The 24,865-nt window shown below is 73.6% G+C and carries 21 protein-coding genes and 1 pseudogene; 9 read left to right on the top strand and 13 right to left on the bottom strand.

What is annotated here, in order from left to right; all coding sequences use genetic code 11:
• Window positions 1-36: 36 nt before the first annotated feature.
• From ABD339_RS30435 to ABD339_RS30415, 5 genes are all read right to left on the bottom strand, one after another.
• Window positions 37-4,413: an amino acid adenylation domain-containing protein gene (locus ABD339_RS30435; RefSeq protein ID WP_425576148.1), complete on the bottom strand. Its 4,377-nt coding sequence runs from the start codon at window positions 4,411-4,413 to the stop codon at window positions 37-39.
• 202 nt (window positions 4,414-4,615) lie between these two features.
• Window positions 4,616-4,810 carry a ferredoxin gene (locus ABD339_RS30430; protein WP_344570381.1) on the bottom strand — a complete coding sequence of 65 codons (195 nt, stop codon included), beginning with the start codon at window positions 4,808-4,810 and terminating at the stop codon, window positions 4,616-4,618.
• A 93-nt stretch (window positions 4,811-4,903) separates the two neighbouring features.
• A complete protein-coding gene (locus ABD339_RS30425; RefSeq protein ID WP_344570380.1) occupies window positions 4,904-6,136 on the bottom strand; it encodes a cytochrome P450 in 1,233 nt (410 codons plus the stop codon).
• A gap of 99 nt (window positions 6,137-6,235) precedes the next feature.
• Window positions 6,236-6,850: a TetR/AcrR family transcriptional regulator gene (locus ABD339_RS30420; RefSeq protein WP_344570379.1), complete on the bottom strand. Its 615-nt coding sequence runs from the start codon at window positions 6,848-6,850 to the stop codon at window positions 6,236-6,238.
• A 117-nt stretch (window positions 6,851-6,967) separates the two neighbouring features.
• A complete protein-coding gene (locus tag ABD339_RS30415; protein WP_344570378.1) occupies window positions 6,968-8,281 on the bottom strand; it encodes an MFS transporter in 1,314 nt (437 codons plus the stop codon).
• A 92-nt stretch (window positions 8,282-8,373) separates the two neighbouring features.
• Between ABD339_RS30415 and ABD339_RS30410 the strand changes: the two genes are divergently transcribed.
• From ABD339_RS30410 to ABD339_RS30395, 4 genes are all read left to right on the top strand, one after another.
• Complete coding sequence (locus ABD339_RS30410) at window positions 8,374-9,372, top strand: LysR family transcriptional regulator (RefSeq protein WP_425576147.1); 999 nt, start codon at window positions 8,374-8,376, stop codon at window positions 9,370-9,372.
• Window positions 9,369-10,322 (top strand): class I SAM-dependent methyltransferase, encoded by a 954-nt coding sequence (locus tag ABD339_RS30405; RefSeq protein ID WP_344570377.1) that lies wholly within the window; start codon window positions 9,369-9,371, stop codon window positions 10,320-10,322. Before ABD339_RS30410 ends, ABD339_RS30405 begins: the two co-directional genes overlap by 4 nt.
• A gap of 162 nt (window positions 10,323-10,484) precedes the next feature.
• Window positions 10,485-11,357, top strand: coding sequence for a MerR family transcriptional regulator (locus tag ABD339_RS30400; RefSeq protein ID WP_344570376.1), 873 nt, complete (start codon window positions 10,485-10,487; stop codon window positions 11,355-11,357).
• Window positions 11,354-11,968 carry a hypothetical protein gene (locus ABD339_RS30395; protein WP_344570375.1) on the top strand — a complete coding sequence of 205 codons (615 nt, stop codon included), beginning with the start codon at window positions 11,354-11,356 and terminating at the stop codon, window positions 11,966-11,968. Before ABD339_RS30400 ends, ABD339_RS30395 begins: the two co-directional genes overlap by 4 nt.
• Window positions 11,969-12,144: 176 nt before the next feature.
• On the opposite strand, the gene ABD339_RS30390 is transcribed toward ABD339_RS30395, so the two are convergent.
• The gene (locus ABD339_RS30390; protein WP_344570374.1) at window positions 12,145-13,023 is read right to left on the bottom strand and encodes an alpha/beta hydrolase; all 879 of its coding nucleotides are present in this window, start codon (window positions 13,021-13,023) and stop codon (window positions 12,145-12,147) included.
• 187 nt (window positions 13,024-13,210) lie between these two features.
• On the opposite strand from ABD339_RS30390, the gene ABD339_RS30385 reads away from it, so the two are divergent.
• Both ABD339_RS30385 and ABD339_RS30380 read left to right on the top strand, forming a co-directional pair.
• On the top strand, window positions 13,211-14,374 hold the full coding sequence (locus ABD339_RS30385; RefSeq protein WP_344570373.1) for an adenosine deaminase: 1,164 nt from the start codon (window positions 13,211-13,213) through the stop codon (window positions 14,372-14,374).
• A gap of 215 nt (window positions 14,375-14,589) precedes the next feature.
• Window positions 14,590-14,943 carry a hypothetical protein gene (locus ABD339_RS30380; protein ID WP_344570372.1) on the top strand — a complete coding sequence of 118 codons (354 nt, stop codon included), beginning with the start codon at window positions 14,590-14,592 and terminating at the stop codon, window positions 14,941-14,943.
• Window positions 14,944-15,110: 167 nt separating this feature from the next.
• Here ABD339_RS30380 and ABD339_RS30375 read toward each other — a convergent pair whose 3' ends face one another.
• The 5 genes from ABD339_RS30375 to afsQ1 all read right to left on the bottom strand — a co-directional run bounded on the left by ABD339_RS30375 (window position 15,111) and on the right by afsQ1 (window position 19,600).
• Window positions 15,111-15,308, bottom strand: a complete 198-nt coding sequence (locus tag ABD339_RS30375) for a PspC domain-containing protein (protein WP_344570371.1) — start codon at window positions 15,306-15,308, stop codon at window positions 15,111-15,113.
• 136 nt (window positions 15,309-15,444) lie between these two features.
• Window positions 15,445-16,140 carry a VanZ family protein gene (locus ABD339_RS30370; protein ID WP_344570370.1) on the bottom strand — a complete coding sequence of 232 codons (696 nt, stop codon included), beginning with the start codon at window positions 16,138-16,140 and terminating at the stop codon, window positions 15,445-15,447.
• Window positions 16,141-16,255: 115 nt separating this feature from the next.
• Window positions 16,256-16,960 (bottom strand): hypothetical protein, encoded by a 705-nt coding sequence (locus tag ABD339_RS30365; RefSeq protein ID WP_344570369.1) that lies wholly within the window; start codon window positions 16,958-16,960, stop codon window positions 16,256-16,258.
• Window positions 16,957-18,747, bottom strand: a complete 1,791-nt coding sequence (locus ABD339_RS30360) for an ATP-binding protein (protein ID WP_344570405.1) — start codon at window positions 18,745-18,747, stop codon at window positions 16,957-16,959. Before ABD339_RS30360 ends, ABD339_RS30365 begins: the two co-directional genes overlap by 4 nt.
• Before the next feature lie 175 nt (window positions 18,748-18,922).
• Entirely contained in the window at window positions 18,923-19,600 is a 678-nt protein-coding gene (gene afsQ1, locus ABD339_RS30355) for a two-component system response regulator AfsQ1 (protein WP_344570368.1), read from the bottom strand.
• 202 nt (window positions 19,601-19,802) lie between these two features.
• Here afsQ1 and ABD339_RS30350 point away from each other — a divergent pair, with 202 nt between their 5' ends.
• On the top strand, window positions 19,803-20,687 hold the full coding sequence (locus ABD339_RS30350; RefSeq protein ID WP_344570367.1) for a SigE family RNA polymerase sigma factor: 885 nt from the start codon (window positions 19,803-19,805) through the stop codon (window positions 20,685-20,687).
• Window positions 20,688-20,958: 271 nt separating this feature from the next.
• On the opposite strand, the gene ABD339_RS30345 is transcribed toward ABD339_RS30350, so the two are convergent.
• Window positions 20,959-21,612 (bottom strand): uridine kinase family protein, encoded by a 654-nt coding sequence (locus tag ABD339_RS30345; RefSeq protein WP_344570366.1) that lies wholly within the window; start codon window positions 21,610-21,612, stop codon window positions 20,959-20,961.
• A gap of 206 nt (window positions 21,613-21,818) precedes the next feature.
• Here ABD339_RS30345 and ABD339_RS30340 point away from each other — a divergent pair, with 206 nt between their 5' ends.
• Window positions 21,819-22,907: an S-(hydroxymethyl)mycothiol dehydrogenase gene (locus ABD339_RS30340; RefSeq protein WP_344570365.1), complete on the top strand. Its 1,089-nt coding sequence runs from the start codon at window positions 21,819-21,821 to the stop codon at window positions 22,905-22,907.
• Window positions 22,907-23,551, top strand: coding sequence for an MBL fold metallo-hydrolase (locus ABD339_RS30335; RefSeq protein ID WP_344570364.1), 645 nt, complete (start codon window positions 22,907-22,909; stop codon window positions 23,549-23,551). The genes ABD339_RS30340 and ABD339_RS30335 overlap by 1 nt, the downstream gene beginning before the upstream one ends.
• A 120-nt stretch (window positions 23,552-23,671) precedes the next feature.
• Here the strand turns inward: ABD339_RS30335 and tgmC are convergent.
• Window positions 23,672-24,840: pseudogene (gene tgmC, locus ABD339_RS30330) on the bottom strand (ATP-grasp peptide maturase system methyltransferase).
• Window positions 24,841-24,865 lie beyond the last annotated feature (25 nt).

Below are 24,865 nucleotides of genomic sequence, written 5' to 3'. Positions count from 1 at the left end.
GCCGAGGACGGCGCCGGTGCCGCTGACGCCGCGGGTTCAGCTCAGCAGCGGCAGCGTCCTGGTCATCGCCGCCAGCGCCGCCGGTTCCGTCATGGCGCCGTGCGTGCAGGGAACGTCGTGAACGATGACCTCGCCGGTGATCCGGTGCCGCCACGCCGCGGGCGACGGGGCCTTGGCCGACGCCTCGTTGTGGGCCGCGCGGTAGAAGACGAGGTCACCGTCGAACACGGACTCCTCGAAGGTGGGGAGCAGTCGCGAGTAGTGCGCCAGCATCGACGTCACCGCCGCCAAGTGCGCCTCCTCCAGGGGGCGGTGGCCCAGCGCCTCGGTCACCAGAGCGCGCACCGTGGCCGGATCGCACAGCTGCGCCGTGCGCTCGGCGGGGTCGATGGGGGCCGCGTCCAGCAGCGCGAGCAGGGAGACCTTCTCGCCCTCGGCCTGGAGGCGGGCCCCGATCGCGTGCGCCAGCGCACCGCCCAGTGACCAGCCCAGCAGCCGGTAGGGGCCGTGGGCCTGCACGGAGCGCAGCCGCGCGACGTACTCGCCGATCAGCTCGGCGAAGGCGGTGGCGGGACGCTCGGCCGGCCGCAGACCCTGGGCCTGGAGGGCGTAGACGGGGACGTCGTCCGGAAGGTGCTGCGGCAAAGCGGCGTAGCACAGGCCCAGTCCGCCACCGGGGTGGACGCAGAAGAGCGGGGGAGCGCCCCCGGCCGGGCGCAACGGAAGCAGCATGCCGTAGGCGTCCCCGTCGCCCGCGTGCTGCCCGCGCCCGGCGCTCCCGGTTCCGCTCAGGTCGTCCGGCCTGATTCCGCTTCCGCTTCCGCTTCCGCCTCCGCCTCCGGTTCCGGCTCCACTTTCACTTCCGGCCGGGGTGCCGTCGCCGACCGCGTTCCCGGCTTCGCCTCCGGTGGCCGCTGAGGGGGTCGCCTCGGCGAGCAGGCGCGCCAACCCGGCGACGGTGGGCGCCTGGTAGAGGGCGCTGAGCGCCAGCTCGGCGCCCGTCCTGGCGCGGAGTCGGGCCAGCAGCCGGGTGGCGGGCAGCGAGTGGCCGCCCAGGGCGAAGAAGTCGTCGTCCACGCCGACCTCGTCCACCTCCAGCACCTCCGCGAACAGGGCGCACAGCGTCCGCTCGTGCTCCCCCTCCGGCGCCCGGGCCGGGCGCTGCCGTACGGGCGTGAACCGGGCGGGCAGCGCGGCACGGTCGAGCTTGCCCTGCGGGGTCAGCGGCAGCGACTCGTGCGCGACGAACACGCTGGGCACCATCGCGGACGGCAGCCGCGCCGCGGCCCAGGAGCGCAGCTCCGCCGGGTCGAGCGTGGCGCGGGCGCGGGTACGCGGGCCGCTTCCGGCCCCGGCCCCTGACCCGCCGCGGGAATCGGCCCCGGCCCCCGGCCCCGACCCCGGTCCGTGGCCAGTTGCCGACCCGCCTCCGGTTCCGCCTCCGGTTCCGGCCCCCCTCCGGGCCTCCGCCAGGGGGTCGTCGCCGTCACGCGGCGCGGGCACGATGTGCGCGGCCAGCTGCCGTACCCCACTGTCACCGCAGTCACCGCAGTCACCGCCGCTGCCGCCGACCCCGTCGTATCCGGTGCCCCCGCCGAACCCGCCCGCGCCGCGGGACCCGTCCATGCCGCCGCCTGCCCGCGCGGCGCGCCCGGCGCCGGTCCCGCCCCCGCCGCCGGACGCGGCGAAGTCGCGGGGAGGGCCGACCCGTTGGGCCGTGACGGCGACCTGGGCGATGTGCGGGTGTTCGGCCAGTACGGTCTCCACCTCGCGTGGCTCGATGCGCACCCCGCGCAGCTTGATCTGCCCGTCGCCCCGGCCCACGTACTCCAGCTGTCCGCCGGCCGTCCAGCGCACCAGGTCCCCCGTGCGGTACATCCGCGCGCCGGGCGGCCCGAACGGGTCGGGCAGGAAGGCGCGCGCCGTCAGCTCCGGGCGCCCCAGGTATCCCCGGGCGACCTGCTCGCCGCCCAGATACAGCTCGCCGGTGACACCGGGCGGCAGCGGGCGCAGGCAGCGGTCCAGCACATAGGCGCGTACGTGCTGCCCCGGGCGGCCGATGACGGGGAGTTCGCCCTGCTGGTCCAGTCGGCACCACACGGCATCGACGGTGCACTCGGTGGGCCCGTAGTAGTTGTGGACGGCCGTACGCGGCAGTCGGCGCAGCCGCTCCCACAAGGCGGTGTCCAGCGCCTCGCCGCCGACCATGAGCGTGCCCGGGTGGTGCCCTCCCCCGGCGAACAGCCCGGCGGACATGAGCTGCCGCAGGACGGCCGGTGTGAGGTCGAGGAAGTCGATGCGCTGCTCCTCGACGAGGGCGGTCAGCGCGGCGGGGTCGTGCCGTACCGCGTCCTCGACCAGGTGCACCTCCTGGCCCGCGGCCAGGAACAGCCAGCCCTCCCAGGAGGTGTCGAAGCAGAACGAGGCGGTCAGCGCGGCCCGCAGCCGGTGCCCGGCGGCGCGTACGGCGGGCGCGATCAGGGTGCGCTCGTGGTCGTGGAAGAGGTGGGTGAGCTGCCGGTGCTCGATCACGACACCCTTGGGACGGCCGGTGGTGCCGGAGGTGAAGGCGAGGTAGGCGACGTCACCCGCGGCCACCTCCGCCCCCGCCGGGTTGGTGGTGGGCAGCCCGGCCAGTTCGGTGGCCGTCCGCGCCGCGTCGGTGACCAGCACCGGGACGCATCCGCCGGGCAGCAGCTCGGCGGTGCGCGCGGTCGCCAGCGCGCACAGCGGCCGGGCGTCCTCCAGCATCATCCGGGTGCGCTCGGCCGGGTGGTCGGCGTCCAGCGGCAGGCAGGCGGCCCCGCTCTTGAGGACGGCCAGCAGCGCCACGGCGTAGTCCGCCGTGCGGGGCAGGGAGACCGCGACGGTCGTCCCCGGCCCGGCGCCGCGCGCCCGCAGCAGGTGCGCCAACTGGTTGGCGCGCGCGTTCAGTTCACCGCGCGTCAGGCTCTCCCGCGCGCACACCAGCGCCGTCTCGCCGGGGCCCCGGCGCGCCTGCTCCTCGAAGGCGGTGTGCAGCGCCACCTCGGGCACCGGGGGCTCCTCGCCCCGCCCCCAGTCCAGCACCCGGGCGCGTTCGGCGGGCTCCAGCAGGTCGATGTCGTCCAGGCGCAGGCCGGGGCCCTCGGCGGCCAGGGTGCGCAGCAGCGTCAGGAAGCGGCGCAGGTGTCCGGTGACCTCCGCGGGCGCGTAGGCCGCCGGGTCGGCCTGGAAGTCGATGCGCAAGGATCCGTCCGAGGGCCGGTCGTAGACGTTGACGCTCATGCCGGAGACGGGCCCGTTGGACAGGTTGTGCAGCACGGCCGGGTGGCCGCCGAAGGTGATGCGCGGGTCGTGGTTCATCACGTTGATGCCCCAGTCGTCCATGGGGCCCGCCGGGCGCCGCCCCAGCCGCAGCTCCCGCGCCAGCCGCCAGAACGGGTAACGCTGGTGCCGCACCAGCCCCTTGGCCCGCTCGGCGGTGTGCCGCAGCAGCGCGCCCACCGTGCCGTGGGACGCGGCGGTCACCCGCAGCGGCAGCACGTTGGCGAGCATGCACGGCACCTCGCGGCTGGCCGCGCTGCGCCCGTTGACGGTCACATCCAGGGCCACGTCCTCCCGTTCCTGGTCGCCGAAGCGGTGGACGTAGAGCGCCAGCGCCGCCATCGCCGCGCAGGGCAGGCTCGTACGCGCCGCGCGCGCCAGTGCCCGCAGGCCCAGCGTGGCCTCCGCGTCCAGGTGTCCGCTCTCGCGCACGAAGGAGCGGCCCGGCTTGAGCCACTGCTGGGCGCTGTGGTCGGGGGAGATCCAGTCGGCCAGCTCGGCTGCCCAGTAGGCGCGGTCCCGCTCCAGCCGGGGGGAGTGGTGGTAGTCCGCGTCGTCGGTCAGTGCCTGCTCCAGCGGGCCGAGCGGGCTCGGGGGGACGGGGAGGCCGGCTTCCAGCGCCGTGTAGATCGCGGCGAAGCGCGGGAAGAACAGGGCCATGCCGTAGCCGTCGATGATGATGTGGTGGGCGCTCATGTAGAGCTGGAAGCAGGCGTCGGCCGTCCGCAGCAGGGCGAACGAGAACACCGGCGCCCGGCGCAGGTCCACCGGCCGGGCGTGGTCGGCCCACATCCACGCCTCGGCCGCCGCCTGCGGATCGGGCTCGCCCCGCAGGTCGAGCACGGGCAGCGGCCAGTCCTCCTGCGGTTCGACCACCTGCCGTACGTCTTCCTCGTCGTCGGTGACGAACCGGACGCGGAACGCCGCTGTTTCGGCGACTGTGCGCCGCAACGCCCGCTCCAGTGCGGCCACATCGACCGGGCCCCGGATCTCGACCACCTCTGCGGCCCGGAAGCAGGTGTTGTCCGGGTCGAGTTCCTGTGCGAACCACATTCCCGACTGCGCCGCTGTCAACGGCAGACCCTCTGCGCTGCCGAACCTTCCCATGCCAACCAGCTCCCGATCGCACCTACCGCTCAATGAGCGACGTCGCTCGATGAGCGACGTCTGCGGGCACAACGAGACGGCGGGGGCAGGGGTGTGCGCCGGACGGAAAATCGAGTGCTCGCCCACCCTGGCCGGTTCACGTGATCACGGCCCGGCGCCCGAGCACCCGTGCTGACGGCGCGGCGCGGTGGTGCGCCGGTCCTCAGCCCTCGGTCAGCTGGATCGCCGCGGCGGGGCAGACGGCGGCCGACTCCCGTACGTCGTCGTGGTGTTCGGGTCCGGGGGCGGCGGTGAGCAGTTCGACGATGCCGTCGTCGTCCTGGTCGAAGACGTCGGGGGCGAGCAGGACGCACTGGCCGGAGGCGACGCACTTGGGCCGGTCGACTTCCACCTGCATGGGGATCCTCGTTTCGGGTCGCGGGGCGGGGCGGAGAGGCGCCGGGGACGCCCGGGGGCGCCGGGGCGCGGAGTGTGGGGAGCGGGCGGCGGGTTACCAGGTGACGGGAAGCGCGTAGACGCCGTAGACGAAGCCGTCGTGCTTGAACTCCAGCTCGTCGATGCCGGTGGCCAGGGCGAGGGTGGGAACGCGCTTGTAGAGGGTGCTGTAGACGACCTGGAGTTCGATGCGGGCCAGCGGCTGGCCCAGGCACTGGTGCACGCCGTAGCCGAAGGCGACGTGCCGGCGGGCATCCCGGGTCAGGTCGAGTTCGTCGGGGTTGCCGGGGAAGGCTTCGGGGTCCCGGTTGGCGACCTCTCCGGCCAGGACGATGCCCTCGCCGGTGCGGATGACCTCGCCGCCGATCTCGATGTCCGCCAGCGCCACGCGCCGGCGCCCGGAGTGGGCGATGTTCAGGTACCGCAGCAGCTCCTCCACGGCCCCGGCGACCTGCTGGGGGTCCTCGCTCTCGCGGAGCAGGGCGAGCTGGCCGGGGTTCTCCAGCAGGGCGAGGGTGCCCAGCGCGATCATGTTCGCGGTGGTCTCGTGACCGGCGCCGAGCAGCAGCACGCCCATCTGGGCGGCCTCGCGCCGCGTCATCCCGCCGGTGGCCACCTGCTTGGTGGCGAGCATGGAGAGCAGGTCGTCGGCGGGCCGCTCCTGTTTGGCGGCCAGGAGGCCGTCGAGGTAGTCGGTGAGGGTGGTGAACGCCGCCAGGACCTCCTCGGGTGTCGAGGTGCGGCGCACGACGACCTGCGTGTTGCGCTGGAAGAGGTCGTGGTCCGCGTACGGCACGCCCAGCAGTTCGCAGATGACCAGGCTGGGCACGGGCAGGGCGAACGCCTCGACCAGGTCGGCCGGTTTCGGTGCCGCCAGCATGTCGTCGATCAGGTCGTCGACGATCTTCTGCACCTGGGGCCGCAGCGCCGCCATCTTCTTCACCGTGAACGGGGCGGTCACCATCCGCCGCAGACGGGCGTGTTCGGGGTCGTCCATGGTGAGGAACGTGCGGCGGACCTTGTCGCTCGCCCGCTGCGCCTCCGTACGGTGCGGGAAGCCGGGCCGGGTGGACTCGGCGCTGACCCGCGGATCGCCCAGCAGGGCCCGCAGGTGGTCGTAGCGGGTCACCAGCCACGGGGTGCTGCCGTCCCAGATCCGCACGCGGGTCAGGGGCTTCCCGGACTGCGCCGCGTGCAGCGCCGGGGGCGGGTCGAACGGGCAGCCGGCCGCCCGGGGGCTGGGGTATTCCAGGAGTTCGCCCGTCGCGTGCGCCTGCGTTCCGGTCAAGGTGTGCCTCCAGGGGAGAGGGACGGCGTCCCGTCAGTCCTAACAGCGTTAGGTGCCTCGGGCAACGATATGCGCGGAGGCGGCCCTCACCACACGGTGCTATCCGGCCAGGGCCAGGTCGAGCAGGTCGTCCGCCATGTCCCCCAGTGCCTGCCGGTCGGCGGCGAACGGCATCGCCATGACCATCGCCACCACACCGTGCAAGGAGAACCACAACAGCCGGGCCACCCGCTTGTCCCTACCCGGCTCGCGGCCCTCCTGCGCGCGCCAGGCCGACACCGCCCCGGTCCACACCTCCGACACCAGCCACAGCGGGTGCGTGCCCGCCTCCTCCCGGGGGATCTCTATGCGCTCGATACCGAACATCAGCCGGTACATCCGGGGGTTGTCCACCGCGAACCCGCAGTAGTGCCGGGCCATGGCGCGCAACCCCGCACGCGGCCCCCCGGCACCCTCCCGGGCCGCGCGCAACTCGGCGGCGAGTCTCTCGTAGGCCCGCCGGGTGAGCGTCTCCACCAGGTCCGCCCGGCTCTTGAAGTGCAGATAGACGCTGGGCGCCGCGATACCCACCTCCCGCGCCACCGCGCGCAGCGACAACTCCCCCTCCCGCCCCGACTCCGTCAGCATCCGCGCAGCCGCCCGAAGGATCTCCTCCTTCAAAGCGGCCCCCTCGCCCAACTGGCTCGGCGTGCGGCGCTTGAAGCTCTCACTCATCCCGGCCTCCGCTCCGGTCGCGTGCTCCTCGGCACCGATTGTGGCCGGAAACCGATGACGGCGACCCCCCCCGCGCGCCCCGCCAGGAGCGCGCGCCGGGACGGTGGCCCGGGTGGTTCAGGCGGCGCGGGCCAGAACGGCGGCGCGGCGGGTGGCGTACAGAGTGATGCCGGCGGCCAGGACCATCGCGCCCAGCGCGAGCGCCACCATCGCGGCCCAGCCCCCGGCGGCGAACGCGGCGGCACCCAGCGCGCCGCCCACGGAACTGCCTGTGTAGTAGGACATCTGGTAGAGCGCGGACGCCTGCGCCGAACCGTGCGTCGCGGTCTGGCTCACCGCGCCGGAGGCGACCGCGTGCCCCGCGAAGAAGCCCGCGGTGATCAGCACGAGCCCGGCCACGATCGCGGCCAGGTTGTCGGCGAGGCTGACCAGCAGTCCGGTGGAGGCCGTGCCGATGCCCAGGTAGAGCGTGCCGCGGCGGCCCAGACGCGCGTTGAGGCGGCCCGCGGTGGCCGAGGCGAGGGTGCCCACCAGGTAGATGACGAAGATCGAGCCCACCAGCCCCTGCGAGAGCCCGAACGGCTCGCCGACCAGCCGGTATCCGATGACGGTGTAGACCGAGCCGAACACCGTCATGAACAGCAGCCCGATCGCGTACAGCCGCAGCAGCAGCGGATTGCCCAGGTGCGCGCGTACCGTCGCCGCGATCCGCCGGGGGTGCAGCGGCGCGGGCGTGAAGTGCCGGGCAGGGGGCACCAGCAGCGCGAAGGCCACGGCGCACAGCAGTGAGGAGAGGGCCACCGAGCCGAGCCCGGCGCGCCAGCCCCACGCTTCGGTGACCCAGCCGGTGAGGATCCGCCCGCTCATCCCGCCGACACTGTTGCCCGCCACGAACAGGCCGACCGAGCCCACCAGGTGCTTGGCGCGCACCTCGTCGGACAAGAACGCCATCGCGGACGCCGGCACCCCCGCCACGGCCGCGCCCTGGAGGGTGCGCAGCGCGATCAGCGTCGGCAGGTCGGGCGCGAACGGGGTGAGCATGGCGAGGGCGACGGCGGCGGCCATCGACACCGTCAGCATGCGGCGCCGCCCGAAGCGTTCGGACAGCGCGGCCAGCGGCAGCACGGCGGCGGCCAGGCCGATGGTCGCGCCGGAGACGGTCCAGCTCGCCTGGGCGGGTGCGGCATGCAGCGCGGCGGAGATTTCCGGCAGCATGGCCTGCGTGGAGTAGAGGAGGGCGAAGGTGGACAGTCCGGCGGCGAACAGCGCCAGCCGGATCCGCCGGTGCCCGGGGTCGCCGGGGCTCAGCTTCGTCGCGTCGGCGTCAGTACCGGAGGCGGTGTCGGCGGGGGGCTCAACGGGGCCCGTGTGCGAACCGGCGGGGGAGGCGTCCACCGGTTCGGCGGACGCCTTGGTATCAAGAGCAGGCATGTCCTGAACGTACGGTGACCCGTATTATCCGTCCAATGCATAGAAGTGCCAGAATTGATGCGCACATGCATCACCGCAGCTAGGGGCACCCCGTGTCACCGTCTCGCAACGACAAAGACATCTCCGTCACACCCGCACCCGGCGGCCCCCTCGCCCTGAGCCTCACCCCGCGGCTGGCCCAGTTCGCCTCCGTCGCCCGCCACGAGCACGTCACCCGGGCCGCACACGAACTGGGCATCCCGCAATCCTCCCTCAGCCGCGCACTCGCCCGGCTGGAGGAGGACCTGGGCGTCGCCCTGTTCGCCCGGCACGGCCGCACCCTCTCCCTCACCCCGGCCGGCCGCACCTTCCTCGCCTCGGCCGAACGCGCCCTGGCCGCCGTCGAGCAGGCCGCCGAGGCCGTACGCTCCGACGCCGACCCGGCCACCGGCAAGGTCGCCTTCGGCTTCCTGCACACCCTCGGCTGGGAGACCGTCCCCGAACTGCTGCGCGCCTTCCGCGCCGACCACCCCCGCGTCCGCTTCGCCCTGGTGCAGAACTACGGCGACGCCATGCTGGAGCGGCTGCGCGCCGGCGAACTGGACCTGTGCCTGACCTCCCCGATCCCCGACGCGCCCGACCTGGTGACCCGTCGCCTGGACGAACAGCGGCTGCGGCTGGTCGTCCCGGACGACCACCGCCTCGCCGGACGCAAGCGGGTCCGGCTGGCCGAGGCCGCCGAGGAGTCCTTCGTCACCTTCGAGCCCGGCTACGGCATGCGCAAAATCCTCGAAACGCTGTGCGCCGAGGCCGGTTTCACACCCCGGATCGCCTTCGAGGGCGAGGAGGCGGAGACCATCCGCGGCCTGGTCGCCGCCGGGCTGGGCGTCGCACTGCTGCCGCCGCCGGTCTTCCCCCGGCCCGGGGTGCGCGAGCTGACGGTCACCGCGCCGCGCGCCGTACGCGAGATCGGACTCGCCTGGCAGGCGGGCCGCCCCGACAGCCCGCCGGTCGCGGCGTTCAAGAAGTTCCTGCTCGGCCGCAGAGGCCAACTCCTGCGCGCCGAGCCCGCACACCCCACACCCCCGCCCCCCACGCTGGAGGACACATGAGCCCGCACCCGCACGGACACGACCAGGGCCACGGACACGGCCAGGGTCACGGCCACGCGCAGAAGGACCCCTCGCACTCCCACTCCCACGGCGCGGACGGCTCGTCGGCCGAACCGGACTGGGAGGCACTCGCCGCGCACCTGGAGCGGGAGGCCGAACTGAGCATGCCGTTCCTGGAGGAGGCCGCCGCCTGGCTGCACGACCTGACCGGGCGCCACGACGTGACCCGCGTCCTCGACCTGGGCAGCGGCCCCGGCGTCACCACCACCGCGCTCGCCCACGCCTTCCCGGGCGCCGAAACCGTCGCCGTGGACGGCGCGGCCGGACTCCTGGACCGGGCCCGCGCCCGCGCCCGGCGCGAGGGCCTCGCCGACCGCGTGACCGTACGCGAGGCCGAACTGCCCGCGGACCTCCCGGAGCTGGGTACCGCCGAACTGATCTGGACCAGCAACGTCGTCCACCACCTGGGCGACCAGCGCGCCGCCCTGGAGACCATGGCCGGGGCGCTGCGCCCCGGTGGCGTACTGGCCGTACGCGAGGGCGGCCTCCCCACCCGCTTCCTGCCCCGCGACATCGGCCTCGGCCGCCCGGGCCTCCAGGCCCGCATGGACGCCGTCCAAGAGGACTGGTTCGCCACGATGCGCGCCGAACTCCCGGGGCACGTCCGCACCGTGGAGGACTGGCCGGCCCTCCTCGCCGCCGCCGGCCTCGCCCCCACCGGCAGCCGCACCTTCCTCACCGACCTGCCCGCCCCCCTGGACCCGGCCGCCCGCGCCCACGTACGCGACCGGCTCGAACGCGCCCGCGACACCTTCGCCGACGCCCTCTCCGCCGAAGACCTGGAAACCCTCGACACCCTCCTGGACGACAACTGCGCCGACGGCATCGCCCGCCGCGCCGACGTCTTCTTCCTGACGGCCACCACCGTGCACACGGCGGTGCGCGCGTAGGCGCGCGGTGCGGTGCGCGGAGCGGGGCCATGGTGTGCGGGGCAGGCGGCGCGCAGGCGCGTCGCGCGCGACCGGCACGGAGGGGGCGGGGACGGCGCCCGGGCCCGGCACCCGCGCGGGTGGCGTTGACCTTGACGCGACGGCAAGGTTTCTACTGGAGGCATGCGGATCGGAGAGCTTGCCGCGCTGGTCGGGGTCTCGCCCCGGACCGTGCGCCACTACCACCACCAGGGCCTGCTGCCCGAACCCTCGCGCCGGCCCAACGGCTACCGCGAGTACGGGCTGCGCGACGCCGTACGGCTGGCCCGGGTGCGCCGGCTGACCGCGCTCGGCCTCGGCCTGGACGAGGTGCGCGACGTGCTCGCCGACGAGACCGGCACCGAACTGCGCGAGATCCTCGGCGAACTGGACACCGAGCTGAGCCGTCAGGAGGCGGAGATCCGCACCCGCCGCCGGCGCCTGGCCGAGCTGCTGCGCCAGGCGGAGGAGGGCACCCTGCCCTCCGAAGCGCCGCTCTCCCCGGAACTGACCGGACTGTTCGCGCGCGCCGCCGCCGGCGCGGCACGCGGGCCGGAGCCCGCCATCGTCACCAAGGACCGCGAGATCCTCGCACTGCTGGAGACCTCCGTTCCGGCCGGGGCCCGCGAGCGCGTGCTGGCCATGGCCGAGTCGGTGACCGCCGACGAGGCCGCGGCCGAACGGGCACAGGCCGCCTACGCGCTCCTGGACGAGCTGGCCGACGCGGCGGCCGACGACCCGCGCGTGGAGTCCGCGGCCCGGGCGGTCGCCGCCTGCGTACCGGACGAAACGGTCCGGCACCTGCCCCCGGCCGGGCCCGGCACCTCCGAGGGCCCCTTGCCCGAGGTCTTCGCCGAGGCGCTCTACGCCGACCTGCCCGCAGCCCAGGCCGAAGCCGTACGGCGCGCGGTCGCCCTCCTCACCGACCGCGCCCGCGCCCTGGCCTCCCCGGCGCCACCGGGCACGCCGGAGACATCCGGGACGCCCGGGACAGCAGCCTCGGAGGGACGGCGATGAGGGCGCCCTTCCCCCGTACCGCCCGTGTGCTCCGGCACCTGGCCCGGCACGAGATACGGTCCCTGGCCGCCCTCGGCCTGTGGCTCGCCCGCCGCCGCGACGGGGTGCGCCCCGGTGACCTGACGGCGCCCTACGCCGCCGCCCAGGCGTCCACCCTGCTGCTGTTCGGCATCGCCGCCGGGATCGAGACCGTCGCCCTGGCGGTACTGCTGGCGCCCTGGCCGATGGCGCACCTGATCACGCTGGTGCTGGATGTCTACGGCCTCGTCTTCGTCCTCGGCCTCCACGCCGCCTCCGTTGTCCGCCCGCACCTGGTGGGCGCCGACGGCTCGCTGCGGGTGCGCTACGCGACACTGGCCGACCTGCGCGTCCCCGCCGCACTGGTGGCCTCCGCGCACGCCGTACGCCGCTACCCGGACACCGGAATGGTGGACGTACGCGACGGGACGCTGACCCTCCCGGTGGGCGGCCAGACCTCGGTCACCCTCCGCCTGACCGAACCGGTCACCTTCGTCCACCCCTTGGGCGCAGAGTCCCGAATCCGCACCATCCACCTCCACACCGAAACCCCCGAGTCCCTGGTGAAAGCCTTGACCCCCACCCGCGGCTGAAACGACGGGGGCGCCCCCGAAGGGGTGCGGGGAACTGCGCGCTCAGCCCGAACGCACCCGCACCCTGCGAAGCACAGCCAGAGGCACCCCGTGCCCAGTCCCAGGAAACGCCGCCCCGCAAGGGGCCCCGCACAGGAGCAGAAGAGAGGTCAACAGACAGGGCCGAGGCACAAGGCTCAGCGCCCGAGCGTTGCGCCGAAGCCGGTGGCCAGGGGCATGCGCAAGCCCAGTGGCGGGGGAGCGGCCAGCGCGTCGGCCACCGGCCGGCTGAAGTCGTGGCCGCACAGCGTGCCGCGTACGAAGTCCTGGGCCAGGGCGCCGACTTCGGCGGCGTGCTGGCGCAGTCCGTGCCCGTCGCTGTGCACCTCGAAGCGGCAGACGTCCGCGTTCACCTTCTTCGCCCGCTCCGCGAAGCGGAACGAAAGCTCCGGGTCGGCACGGGTGTCGTCCGTGCCGTGGACGAGCAGCACGTGACGGCCCAGCAGCTGCCGTACGGGCTCCTCCGTTTCCGTGTCCAGCAGCGGGGCCAGCGCCAGTACGGCGGCGACCGCCGGGTGTCCGCCGGTGCGCAGTGCGGCCTGTCCGCCGATGCCGGTGCCCACCAGCGCCACGGGTACGTCGCCGTAGCGGCGCACCACTTCGTCCGCCGCCCACTCCGCGTCGTCCGCGGGCTGCGCCGCCGCGCCGTTCCAGCCGTGGTGGCCGTAGTGGACGACGTGGGTGACCAGCGGCGTCACAGCGGCGCACGCCTCGGCGGCCTTCCGTGCGCTCCCGCCACCGCCGCCCCCGGCACCACCGGCACTGCGGCCACCCGCGCGGCCACTGCCACCGCGGACCCCGCCCGCACCGCCCGCTTCCCGCGCCACGTGGGCAACGCGCGCCAACCGCCGCGCCAGCGGCACCGCCGCGGCGGCGGACAGCGCGGAGCCGCCGCGTACTCCGCCGGCGGACCCGCCGCCGGGCAGTACCAGGACGACCGCGTGCGGCGCCGTGTCCACGGCCCCCCTCGGCCGCCCCAGTCGTGCTTCCCTCTCGGGCAACGCTCGCTGAGCCATGGCAGAACGATGGCACGGTCTGCGCCCGGGGGAGCACGGCGTGCGATCACCATTCCGTATCGAAGCCCCGCCGCCGCGCCGCCGGGCGTCCGTCCCGCGTGGTCCCCAAGAGGCGCCCCGGCAACGGGAGTTGACGGCACAGGGGGATACGCATGCGATCTACGCGCGTAGGAGCTACAGTGCCGTGATGGTAAGCGATTCCCTGAGCCCCGCCAGCCCCGCCCCCGGCCGGAACCAGAGCGCCGTCCCCGACGCCGAGCGGATCCGCCGCTCGCCCAAGGTGCTGCTCCACGACCACCTCGACGGCGGCCTCCGCCCGGCCACCATCGTCGAACTGGCCCGGGAGACCGGCTACGAGGACCTGCCCGAGACCGAGGCCGGGCGGCTGGAGACATGGTTCCGCGAGTCGGCCGACTCCGGTTCGCTGGAGCGCTATCTGGAGACCTTCACCCACACCGTCGGGGTGATGCAGACCCGCGAGGCCCTCTTCCGCGTCGCCGCCGAGTGCGCCGAGGACCTGGCCGCCGACGGCGTCGTCTACGCCGAGGTCCGCTACGCCCCCGAACAGCACCTGCGCGGCGGTCTCACCCTGGAGGAGGTCGTCGAGGCCGTCGATGAGGGCTTCCGCGAGGGCGAGCGCCGCGCCGCCGCCGACGGCCACCGCATCCGCGTCGGCGCGCTGCTGACCGCCATGCGGCACGCGGCCCGCGCGCTGGAGATCGCCGAACTGGCCAACCGCTACCGGGACCTGGGCGTGGTCGGCTTCGACATCGCCGGCGCCGAAGCGGGCCACCCGCCCACCCGCCACCTCGATGCCTTCGAGTATCTCAAGCGGGAGAACAACCACTTCACCATCCACGCGGGTGAGGCGTTCGGCCTGCCCTCCATCTGGCAGGCCCTCCAGTGGTGCGGTGCCGACCGGCTCGGCCACGGCGTGCGGATCATCGACGACATCCAGGTCGCCGACGACGGCTCCGTCAAGCTCGGCCGCCTGGCCTCCTATGTGCGGGACAAGCGCATCCCGCTGGAGCTGTGCCCCTCCTCCAACCTCCAGACGGGCGCGGCCCCCTCCTACGCCGAGCACCCGATCGGGCTGCTGCGCAGGCTGCACTTCCGGGCGACGGTCAACACCGACAACCGGCTGATGAGCGGCACGAGCATGAGCAACGAGTTCGAGCAGCTGGTGCGCACGTTCCACTACACCCTCGATGACATGCAGTGGTTCACCGTCAACGCGATGAAGTCCGCGTTCATCCCTTTCGATGAACGTCTCGCCATGATCAACGAGGTCATCAAGCCGGGATACGCCGCCTTGAAGTCGGAGTGGCTCTTCCGGAACTCCGCGGTCTGACCCCCGGTGACCAGCGGCTCGGCCACTCGCGCCGTCCGCTGCGCGAGGGGCTGAGGGCGGCCGGGACACCGCGGCCACGCGCCGACTCCCGGCCGCACCGACGTGTTTGCCGCGTGTGTGCCGCGTTTGCCGTGTGTGCCGTGTTTGCAACCGACCCGGCTTCCTGGCTACTTTCGCCGGGCCGCTCAAGCCCCCGTCACGAGGACGTAGTCGCCATGAACCAGCTAGCCAAGAAGAGCCTGGGCGCCGCCGCGCTCGGCGCCGCCGCCGTTGCCGCCAGCGCCGGTGCCGCGTCGGCGGTTCCCGTCGACACGCTGGTGAGCCCGGTCGCGGAGACCGCCACCGGCACCGTCGCCAAGCTCCCCGTGGGCGAGGCCACCAAGGGGCTGCCCGGCGGCACCTCCACGACGCTGATCTCCGCCCACAAGGCCGTCTCCAACGCCCTGACCGGGTCGCCGACCTCGCTGAACGAGTCGCTGACCGCCGACGCCGAGGACAAGAACACCTCCCCCGGCGGCAGCATGATCGGCGGCCTCCCCGTCGGCAAGGCCCTCCCGCTCGGCGGCTGAGCCCCCGCTCCCTCCCTCCCCGTCCCCGGGCACTCGGGCACCTGGCCTCCAGGACCGCCCCGTCCTCCAGGACCGCCGGGCCGCGCCAGGCCCGATCAGGCGGACGACAGCGGGCGCCCCCCTGAAAAGGGGGCGCCCGCTCTCGTGTGTCCTGGGCGGTCGCGCGGTCACCACGCCGACTTGCGGTCCTCCTCCGGCAGCAGGATCCACAGCGCCAGATAGAGCAGGAACTGCGGTCCCGGCAGCAGGCACGAGGCCAGGAAGATCACGCGCATCGTGGTGGGTGTGGTGCCGAAGCGGCGGGCCAGACCGGCACACACACCGCCGATCATGCGGCCCTCTCGGGGGCGGACAAGTGCGGTCATGGTGGCCACTCCTTCGCGGCGTCGATGGCACCGGCCGTTCGCGTCCGGTAGAGGGTGTCCGGCCAGCGCGTCCGGCGGTTGCCTCTGCGTCCCTCTGCCTTCGACACTAGATCGGCCCGTGCCGTCCCGCCTCGCGCTACGGTGCCATCCCGACCCTGGTCGCTCTCGGGGTAGGACCCTGAGAGCCCTCCTCCCGCAGGCGGACCCGCCCCGCGCGGGCCCGCGCCGCCCCGGTGACCACCGGCCCGCCGGAGCCCGCCGGCCGCGCGGCCCGGGAGGACCCCGGCCCCGACATGCCCCCGCTGCCCGCGGGGCCCCCGAGGCCCGCGACGCCCGAGGCTTCCCGGGCGGCGGGGGACCGGTATCCGCCGAGCCCCCCGGCGTTTCCGGCGCTCCCGACGCTCCCGGCATCTCCGCCCCGCCCGCGCAGCAAGCGGCGCAGCAGCGGGAGGAGCAGCCCGGCGGAGAGTGTCACGCCCGTGGTGTTCAACAGGACCGAGTCCACATTGACGACCTGGCCCGGCACCCCCGTCTGCACCAGCGTGATCAGGGCCGACACCATCGCCCCGGCGAAGATCGTGCGCGCCACGGTGCCGGGCAGCGGGCGGTGCAGCCGTCCGGTCGCCAGCGGCAGCAGCACCCCGAAGGGCGCCAGCAGCAGCAGTCCGCCGCCGATCCCCTCGAGGGCGGTGCGCGGCCCGCCTGCCAGGTCGGCGCGGATCGTCGTCAGCGGATGCAGGTTGGACGGGGCCACCCAGGGCACGGACAGGGGGCGCAGCGTCAGCCAGCCGACGAGGCACAGGTGCGCCGCCAGCAGGATCAGTCCCGCCACGCGGATTCGGGGGGCGGCCGTCGGGCCGCCGTAGCCAAGGCGCTGCACGTCATGGAAGACGCCCCGGTCTTACGCGCCGGTTCCGGGGCGGTGTCCTCGGCGAGTAAGGGCTGTGTCACACACGTGTTCCAGCGGTCTCGGCGGCCTCCGGGCTGTTGCGCAGCGCGGTGCCGCACTCGAACCGCTGGAGCGGCACAGGCCGGCTATCGCGCGCACCGCCGCGGCCGTCGCCCTTGTCGCCGTCGCCGCCCGGTTTCCCGTCGTCGGCAGGACCGCCGAGAACGATCCCGTTGTCGGCGTCGGCCGCGGCGGTGTCCGCGAACGTGCACACGATCTGCGCCAGCGCGAAGGACGGCAGTTCATCCAGGGGTTCGCTCAGCCGCAGCGCCTCGTCCGGGTCGCCGCGTCCGGCCCCGCTGATCGTCAGGTCCTCCGGGAGGGCCGTCTCGAAGCCTGCCGCGTCCTCCATGGCGTGCGGCTGGCGCTTCAGCTCTTCCAGCAGTTTGCGGGCGACCGGCAGCCGCTCGGCCGAGGAGCGCCCGTGCGGCATGCGCACCTCCCGCTCCACGGGTGCGACCCGCGAGCCGCACACGAGGTAGACGCGGACGACGGAGACGCCGTCGCCGTCCTCCGGGCTCTCGCGCCCGTCCGGCAGCACACAGCCGACCCGCGAGGGCGCGGCGCCCGCGTCCACGGGTACGGAGGTGGCGCGGATGCCGCAGCCGCTCAGGAGGGTGACGCCGACCAGGCCCAGGGTCGCGCACGCGAGGGCCAGGGGGGTGCGGCGCGGGCGCACCGCACCCGCTGTCGCGCGACTCATCGGCCGCCTCCGCTGCCTCGGCCCATGCCCTCGCCGCCGTTCCCGTGCTGGTGCTGGTGCTGGTGCTGGTGCTGGTCGTGCTCGTCGTCGGTCCGTCCGGACTTGCCGTGCTCGCGCTTGCCGCGGCGGAATCGGCCGAGTCCGCGCCCGCCACGGCCGCCCTGCTCGTCGCGGCCCTCGCCGCCCTGCTCGTCGCGGCCCTCGCCGCCCTGCTCGCTGTCGGGGCCCGGTGCCGCCTCTTCGGCGTCGGTGCCGCCCGGGAGGCCGGGGGTGTCCGGACGCTCGCCGGGCTCGTCGCCGCTGCCGCGTTCGTCGGCGAGCCCGCGCGCGTCCCGGGGGAGGCGGAGGGTGAAGACCGCGCCGCCCTCGGCGCCCGGGGCGTTGTGCGCGGTGATCTCGCCGCCGTGGATGTGGGCGTTCTCCAGCGCGATGGACAGGCCCAGGCCGCTGCCCTCGGAGCGGGGCCGGGAGGCGCTGGCCTTGTAGAAGCGGTCGAAGACGTGCGGCAGGACGTCCTCGGGGATGCCGGGCCCCTGGTCGGCGACCTCGATCACCAGGTCGTCCCCGCCGTCCCCGTCCGCCCGCTTCTCGGTGCGGACCGAGACGCGCACGGGCGAGCCGCCGTGCTTGAGCGCGTTGCCGATCAGGTTGGCGAGGATGACGTCGAGGCGGCGCGGGTCCAGGCGGGCCATGGTGCCCCGGTCCGCGTCCAGTTCCACCGCGTCCAGCCAGGCCCGCGCGTCGATGCAGGCGGTGACCTGGTCGGCGACATCCACGTCGTCGAGGACGAGCCGGGCGGTGCCCGCGTCGAAGCGGGTCACCTCCATCAAGTTCTCCACCAGGTCGTTGAGCCGCCGCGTCTCGCTGACGACCAGTTGCACGGCGGGCGCGATCATCGGGTCGAGGTTGTCCTGCTCCTCCTCCAGCACTTCCGTCACTGCGGAGATCGCCGTCATCGGGGTGCGCAGCTCGTGCGACATGTCGGCGACGAAGCGCCTGCTGGACGCCTCCCGGGCGCTCAGCTCGGCCACCCGGTGCTCCAGCGATGCGGCGGCGTCGTTGAACGTGCGTGACAGCTCGGCCAGTTCGTCGGTGCCCGAGACCCGCAGCCGGGTGTCCAGCTTCCCCTCGCCCAGCCTGCGGGCCGCTTCGCCGAGCCGCCGTACGGGGCGCAGCACGGTGGTGGCGGCGGCCTGGGCCAGCAGCATCGCGCCGATCAGCGCCAGCGCGGTGGCGATGCCCAGCGACCAGGCCAGCGAGTTGAGGTCGTCCCGCTCGGGCGCCAGCGACTTGAGCATGTACCCGGTCGGCGTCGGGCCCTCGCCGATGACCTTGGCGCCGCCGACGAGATAGGGGTCGCCGCTGATCGTGACGCGCTGCCAGTACAGGTGGTACGGGTAGGAGTTCGCCTTGTCGAGCGAGCGCTTGCGCGCCACGGCGCTGCGCAGCTCGCCGGGGACGTCGCCGAGGGTGAAGTCGTCCTCGTTGGAGGCGGCGGCGCACGGCCCGTTGTCGGGGGTCTTGCCGATGAGCAGCACCTGGTAGTTCTGCGAGCTGCGGGCCATCTTGCCCGCCGCCTCGCGCAGTTGCTGGCACTCCACCTTGCGCGGGAGGTTGCCCGCGTTGTCCTCCATGGCCTTGCGGAAGTCGTTGAGCGCGGCGTTCTGGGCGCGGGTGAGCACGGCGTCGCGGTTGAGCCAGTAGGCGATGCCGGAGGCCGAGACGGCGGCGGTGAGCGCGACCAGGGCGAAGACGACGACCAGTCGCAGCCGCAGCGTGGGCAGCATTCCGGCGAGGCGTGTGCGTACGCGCTCCCCGAGAGAGGGGGACTGTGTCACGCGCGGATCCCGTCCGCCACGCCGTCACCGGGTGCGGACGCGCTCCCGGCCGCCGTCACGCTCCCGACGGCCTCCCGGGGAACGCCGGCCCCGATCCCGCCGGCCCCGGTCACGGCAGCCCTGGTCACTGCGGGGCGTCCAGCCGGTAGCCGACCCCGCGCACGGTGCGGATGAGGGTGGGGGAGGAGGGGATGTCCTCGACCTTGGCGCGCAGCCGCTGCACACACGCGTCCACCAGCCGCGAGTCGCCGAGGTAGTCGTGCTCCCACACCAGGCGCAGCAACTGCTGCCGCGACAGCGCCTGTCCGGGCCGCCTGCTCAGCTCCAGCAGCAGGCGCAGCTCGGTGGGGGTCAGTTGCAGATCCTCGCCGTTCTTGGTGACCGTCATCGCGGAGCGGTCGATCACCAGCGAGCCGAACGTCGCCGCGTCGTTGGACTCGCGCTCGCCGCGCCGCATCACCGCGCGGATCCGGGCGTCGAGCACCCGGCCCTGCACCGGTTTGACGACGTAGTCGTCGGCGCCGGACTCCAGGCCCACCACCACGTCGATGTCGTCACTGCGCGCCGTGAGCAAGATGATCGGCAGCTGGTCGGTGCGGCGGATGCGCCGGCACACCTCGAAGCCGTCGATCCCCGGCAGCATGACGTCCAGCACGATCAGGTCGGGGCGTTGTTCGCGCAGCAGCTTGAGGCCGTCCTCGCCGGTCGCGGCGGTCACCACGCGGTGGCCCTGACGGGTCAGACCCATCTCCAGGGCGGTACGGACAGCGTCATCGTCCTCGATCAGCAACAGGAAAGGCACGCGCGCCATTCTGGCCCATGGAAGCCCCCTACTTCGACCGGCGGTCCCCGACGGGGAGCGACACCCCCTCTGTGCTGGGCTTCCTGCGCCGACGCGCCCCTTGTGACACCGCTGTGACAGACGGGGGACCTCGCCATGAAATCGGACCGGCAAGGTTTACGACATCAAGCAAGCGACCGGGTTGGCTCCAAGGGGGCGCGGGATGAACACACTGCACAGCACCACAACCAGCGCAGTTATTCACACGCGCCTGCACGTTCCTGCGGTTCCCGCTTCCCAGACCCGATCCGCGGAAAAGTCCGCCGCCGAAGGCGCGGCCTCCGCGACCTCCCTGCTCGACCGGAGCCGGGAGCAGTTGGGGAGCGGTCGGGGATGTGCCTGGGGCTCCGGGCGGATGCGTCCGCGTCCCGTACTCGGGGGTGCGGTCGAGGGTCTCCGGGGGGAGGCCCTCGGGGGGAAGACGGGGGAGAGCGGGAGCCGGGGGGGCTCCCGGGGGGAACAGCGGGGGAACGGCGAGTACAGGGAGGGCACGGGGGAACGGCACGAGGGCACCGCGGAGGAGGACGCCGAAGCGGCGTTCACCGCCTATGTGCGAGAGCGCCGCGCCTCCTTGTACGCCACCGCCTACCACCTGACCGGTGACCGGTTCGAGGCCGAAGACCTGCTGCAGAGCGCGCTCTTCTCCACGTACCGGGCCTGGGGCAGGATCAGCGACAAGGCCGCCGTCGGGGGCTATCTGCGCCGCACCATGACGAACCTTCACATCAGCGCGTGGCGTCGGCGCAAGCTCAACGAGTACCCGACGGAGGAGCTGCCGGAGACGGCGGGCGAGCAGGACGCGATGCGCGGCACCGAACTGCGCGCCGTGCTGTGGCAGGCCCTCGCCCGGCTGCCCGAACTCCAGCGCACGATGCTGGTGCTGCGCTACTACGAGGGCCGGACGGACCCGGAGATCGCAGACATATTGGACATCAGTGTCGGCACGGTGAAGAGCAGCATCTGGCGCTCGCTGCGCCGCCTGCGCGACGACGAAGTCCTGAGCTTCGGCCGCGACCAGGACGAGTCCTTCGGCGAACTGGTCGCCTGAGCGGCCGACGAGAACGCCCCGGCGCGAGCCGGGGACGCCCCGGCGGAAACCGGGGTGCTCCGGCGGAAGCCGGAAACGGGGGAAAGCCTCCGGGGATCCATGGGGACATCAGGGATCTCCCGGGGAACGGGGGAACAGGGGAGAGAAGGAAAACGGGGACGAGAGCGGTGCCGGCCGGCCGGGGGGTCCGGCCGGGACCGCTCTCGATTTTTTTGCGCCCGGAACCTGTGCGCGGACGCGGACGCGAACGCGGGCGGCGGCGCCCCGGATGTCAGGCGGGCAGCCGCTGGTCGGCGCCATGCCGCAGGCGGGTCACGCGAGTCAGGGCCTCGTCCCGGGTGCAGGGGGTGGCGCCCAGCGTGTGGTGGCGGGTGACGATGGCGGACTCGGCGCGCATGAGCCGCCAGCCCCGGCGCAGCAGGGTCGGCAGCGGCTTGCGGGCCTCGCGGATGTCGCGCAGGAGGCGGCGGCGGAACGTCGTCACAGGGCTGCCGCGCAGGCAGATCGCATCGGCCAGCAGCCCCAGTTCCGCGCAGCGCGCGGTGATGTCGGCGGCGAAGATGCCCTCAGCGACGAAGAAGGCGGCGCCGTCCAGGCACAGCTGCTCCTGCCCCACGCGGGCGCTGGTGGAGATGTCGTAGCGGGGCACCGTCGTACGGCCCTCGCGGCACAGGGCGGCTATCGCGCGCACCGCCGCCTCGCCGTCCCACGAGCGCGGCGAATCCCAGTCCACGGCGCTGCCGACCAAGGGGAGCGTGGGGTCGTGCCCCTCCTTGTAGAAGTCGTCGAGGCGCAGCACGGGCAGGCCGGTACGGGCCGCGAGGCGGGTCTTGCCGGAGCCGGAGGGGCCGGTGAGAAGGATCACGCGGGCGCCGTACGGTGCTTCCTGGGACACGCCGGGTGAGGGGTCGCTGGAGTCGGTCACGAGAGCCCATTGTCGGCCATGGCCCCGGGGTGTTCGAAGACATGTGCGCAAGGCCGTGGAAGCAGCCCTGGCGGGAACTGCGGGCCAGGGGCGGGGGGCGGGAAAAACTCGTCGCCCCACGCGCGGCTCCGCCCCTCCCGAACGCGCCCGTGGACAGCGAGAATGGCGCACGACAGCACTCGTGGCAGACAGGGAGGCCCCCACGCATGGCGCAGGAAGTACGCGGTGTCATCGCACCAGGCAAGAACGAACCCGTGCGGGTGGAGACCATCGTCATCCCCGACCCGGGCCCCGGTGAGGCCGTGGTCCAGGTGCAGGCGTGCGGGGTGTGCCACACCGACCTGCACTACAAGCAGGGCGGGATCAGCGACGACTACCCCTTCCTCCTCGGACACGAGGCGGCCGGTGTCGTCGAGGCCGTCGGCGCGGGCGTCACCGACGTCGAGCCCGGGGACTTCGTGATCCTCAACTGGCGTGCGGTGTGCGGCCAGTGCCGCGCCTGCAAGCGGGGCCGGCCCTGGTACTGCTTCGACACGCACAACGCCGCACAGAAGATGACGCTGGCCGCCTCGGGGCAGGAGCTGGAGCCGGCCCTCGGCATCGGCGCCTTCGCCGAGAAGACGCTGGTGGCCGCCGGACAGTGCACCAAGGTCGATCCCTCCGTCTCACCCGCCGTCGCCGGGCTGCTGGGCTGCGGCGTCATGGCCGGGATCGGTGCCGCGATCAACACCGGACAGGTCGGGCGCGGGGACACCGTCGCCGTCATCGGCTGCGGCGGCGTCGGGGACGCGGCCATCGCGGGCGCGCGGCTCGCGGGCGCCGCGAAGATCATCGCGGTGGACATCGACGACCGGAAGCTCGTCACCGCCGAGAAGATGGGTGCCACCCACAGCGTCAACTCCGGCAACACCGACCCCGTCGAGGCCATCCGCGAGCTGACCGGCGGCTTCGGCGCGGACGTCGTCATCGAGGCGGTGGGCAGGCCCGAGACCTACCAGCAGGCGTTCTACGCCCGGGACCTGGCCGGCACCGTCGTCCTGGTCGGCGTACCCACCCCCGAGATGCGGCTCGAACTGCCACTGCTCGACGTCTTCGGGCGCGGCGGCTCGCTCAAGTCCTCCTGGTACGGCGACTGTCTGCCCTCCCGGGACTTCCCGATGCTCATCGACCTGCACCAGCAGGGCAGGCTGGACCTCGGCGCGTTCGTCACCGAGACCATCACACTGGACGAGATCGAGAAAGCCTTCGAGCGTATGCACGGCGGCGACGTGCTCCGTTCGGTGGTGGTCTTCTGATGGCCGCCGCACTGGGAACGACGGGCGCGGGCGCCGCACCCGCAGCACGCATCGACCACCTCGTCACCTCCGGCACCTTCAGCCTCGACGGCGGCACCTGGGACGTGGACAACAACGTGTGGCTCGTCGGCGACGACACCGAGGTGATCGTCATCGACGCCGCGCACGACGCGGACGCCATCGCGGCGGCGGTCGGCGAGCGGGCCCTTCGCGCGATCGTGTGCACGCACGCGCACAACGACCACATCGACGCGGCACCCGCGCTCGCCGAGATGACCGGTGCGCCGATCCTGCTGCACCCCGAAGACCTGCCCCTGTGGAAGATGACCCACCCGGACCGGGCCCCGGACGGCGAACTGGCCGACGGGGATACCGTGTCCGTCGCCGGTGCGGAGTTGCGCGTTCTCCACACTCCGGGTCATGCACCTGGCGCCGTCTGCCTCTACGCGCCCGCGCTGGGGACGGTCTTCACCGGCGACACCCTCTTCCAGGGCGGTCCCGGCGCCACCGGCCGGTCCTTCTCCGACCACCCGACGATCGTGGCCTCCATCAAGCAGCGGCTGCTGACCCTGCCGCCGGAGACGGTGGTGCGGACGGGGCACGGGGACTCGACGACGGTGGGGGCCGAAGTGCCGAACGTGTGAGGCCAGGGCCCGCCCACGGCGTGTTCGGGGCCCGTAGCGCTTGAGACGGCCGGAGGCTTCCCGCGGTGTGGGTGCGGGGGGTCTTCGGTGTGCCGCCTGGCCCGTGGCTCGGGGCACCGCTCAAGTGAGGCGGTGCTCCCAGCGGAGCGATGGGCTGTCCTCGACCCAGTATGTGCGGGAGCTGTCGGTGATGTGCGGCCGTACGGCGGAGATGTCGGGGCTTCCCGCGTTCCGCCACGCGATGAGAGCCTGCTCGATGGTGTCCCAGAGGGCCACGGGCCCGCCCTGGCGGACGGTCCAGCCGTCGCCTTGGGCGGTGAACTGGGCGAAGGACTCACGCTCCGAGTCGAAGACGTACCGGAGCTGTGTGCCTTCCGGTGTCGTGGCCTGGACGAACTGTGCGCCGGGTGCGGTGAGTCGGGCGAGGAAGGCGGGCATCCACTCGTTCAGCTCGGCAGGCGGCACTCGCGTCTGCCGCTCGCTGTCGGCGTAGGCCGTGCGGGCCGACAGGTCGCCGGACACCGGAAGGGCGGCCTGGGAGCGGGCCCGCATGAACGAGGACCGGCCGATGATCCGGCCCTCGGCGGTGCCGTCTTCGCCCACCGTGACCTTCGCCAGGCCCGTGCCGTACTGCCAGGAGCCCCCGGCGGTGGCCAGAACGAGGCCGCCCGGCCTCGTCCGCCTGATCCAGGCGTAGGGAATACGACGGACAGCGCAGGTGGCGATCACCCGGTCGTACGGGGCACGGCGGGGATGGCCGAGGAGCCCGTCCCCGGTCACGGTCCACGTCTCGAACCCCGCCGCTTCCAGCGCGGAGTCCGCTCGGGCTGCCACCTCGGGATCCACCACGATCGTCGTCACGTCGTCCTCGCCGGGACGGTGACACATCAGGGCCGAGGAGTAGCCGGTACCTGTGCCGGTTTCGAGCACTTGGTGCCCGCCCGCCACCTCCAAGCTCTCGATCATGCTCATCACCGTGAGCGAGGTGGGGGAGGACGAGGTGGGGGAGCCCGTCACGAGAGCGTCGGCCTGGTCGGCGGTCAGGTGGCCGTCGAGCTGGGTGGTCAGGGACTGGTCGCGGTAGGCGATCCGCGCCCGCTCGGCCGGATCGGTGCCGGCTGCGGTGACCGGCCGCCATCGGCCGCCGTCCGCAGGCAGGAACACTCCGGGGTTCAAGAACAGCTCGCGCGGTGCGGCTTCCACCGCCGCGCGCCACTGAGCAGTGGTGAGGGCCCGGACTTCTCCAGTCGATCGGCGAGGGCCCGCCGCTCGGGCGCGGTGCCGGTCATACAGGGTCCCTGAGCCCGCACGACG

It is taken from the genome of Streptomyces axinellae, from assembly GCF_039532135.1.
In the GTDB taxonomy this organism is placed as follows: domain Bacteria; phylum Actinomycetota; class Actinomycetes; order Streptomycetales; family Streptomycetaceae; genus Streptomyces; species Streptomyces axinellae.
The sequence above is the reverse complement of the archived record's forward strand: the minus strand, read 5'-3'. Positions and strand labels throughout refer to the sequence as shown.

What these genes read in the sequence shown, in the direction of transcription:
- ABD339_RS30435 (WP_425576148.1), bottom strand. Translation starts at nt 4,413, where the DNA reads ATGGGAAGGTTCGGCAGCGCAGAGGGTCTGCCGTTGACAGCGGCGCAG.
- ABD339_RS30430 (WP_344570381.1), bottom strand. Translation starts at nt 4,810, where the DNA reads ATGCAGGTGGAAGTCGACCGGCCCAAGTGCGTCGCCTCCGGCCAGTGC.
- ABD339_RS30420 (WP_344570379.1), bottom strand. Translation starts at nt 6,850, where the DNA reads ATGAGTGAGAGCTTCAAGCGCCGCACGCCGAGCCAGTTGGGCGAGGGG.
- ABD339_RS30415 (WP_344570378.1), bottom strand. Translation starts at nt 8,281, where the DNA reads ATGCCTGCTCTTGATACCAAGGCGTCCGCCGAACCGGTGGACGCCTCC.
- ABD339_RS30405 (WP_344570377.1), top strand. Translation starts at nt 9,369, where the DNA reads ATGAGCCCGCACCCGCACGGACACGACCAGGGCCACGGACACGGCCAG.
- ABD339_RS30400 (WP_344570376.1), top strand. Translation starts at nt 10,485, where the DNA reads ATGCGGATCGGAGAGCTTGCCGCGCTGGTCGGGGTCTCGCCCCGGACC.
- ABD339_RS30395 (WP_344570375.1), top strand. Translation starts at nt 11,354, where the DNA reads ATGAGGGCGCCCTTCCCCCGTACCGCCCGTGTGCTCCGGCACCTGGCC.
- ABD339_RS30390 (WP_344570374.1), bottom strand. Translation starts at nt 13,023, where the DNA reads ATGGCTCAGCGAGCGTTGCCCGAGAGGGAAGCACGACTGGGGCGGCCG.
- ABD339_RS30385 (WP_344570373.1), top strand. Translation starts at nt 13,211, where the DNA reads ATGGTAAGCGATTCCCTGAGCCCCGCCAGCCCCGCCCCCGGCCGGAAC.
- ABD339_RS30380 (WP_344570372.1), top strand. Translation starts at nt 14,590, where the DNA reads ATGAACCAGCTAGCCAAGAAGAGCCTGGGCGCCGCCGCGCTCGGCGCC.
- ABD339_RS30375 (WP_344570371.1), bottom strand. Translation starts at nt 15,308, where the DNA reads ATGACCGCACTTGTCCGCCCCCGAGAGGGCCGCATGATCGGCGGTGTG.
- ABD339_RS30365 (WP_344570369.1), bottom strand. Translation starts at nt 16,960, where the DNA reads ATGAGTCGCGCGACAGCGGGTGCGGTGCGCCCGCGCCGCACCCCCCTG.
- ABD339_RS30360 (WP_344570405.1), bottom strand. Translation starts at nt 18,747, where the DNA reads ATGCTGCCCACGCTGCGGCTGCGACTGGTCGTCGTCTTCGCCCTGGTC.
- ABD339_RS30350 (WP_344570367.1), top strand. Translation starts at nt 19,803, where the DNA reads ATGAACACACTGCACAGCACCACAACCAGCGCAGTTATTCACACGCGC.
- ABD339_RS30340 (WP_344570365.1), top strand. Translation starts at nt 21,819, where the DNA reads ATGGCGCAGGAAGTACGCGGTGTCATCGCACCAGGCAAGAACGAACCC.
- ABD339_RS30335 (WP_344570364.1), top strand. Translation starts at nt 22,907, where the DNA reads ATGGCCGCCGCACTGGGAACGACGGGCGCGGGCGCCGCACCCGCAGCA.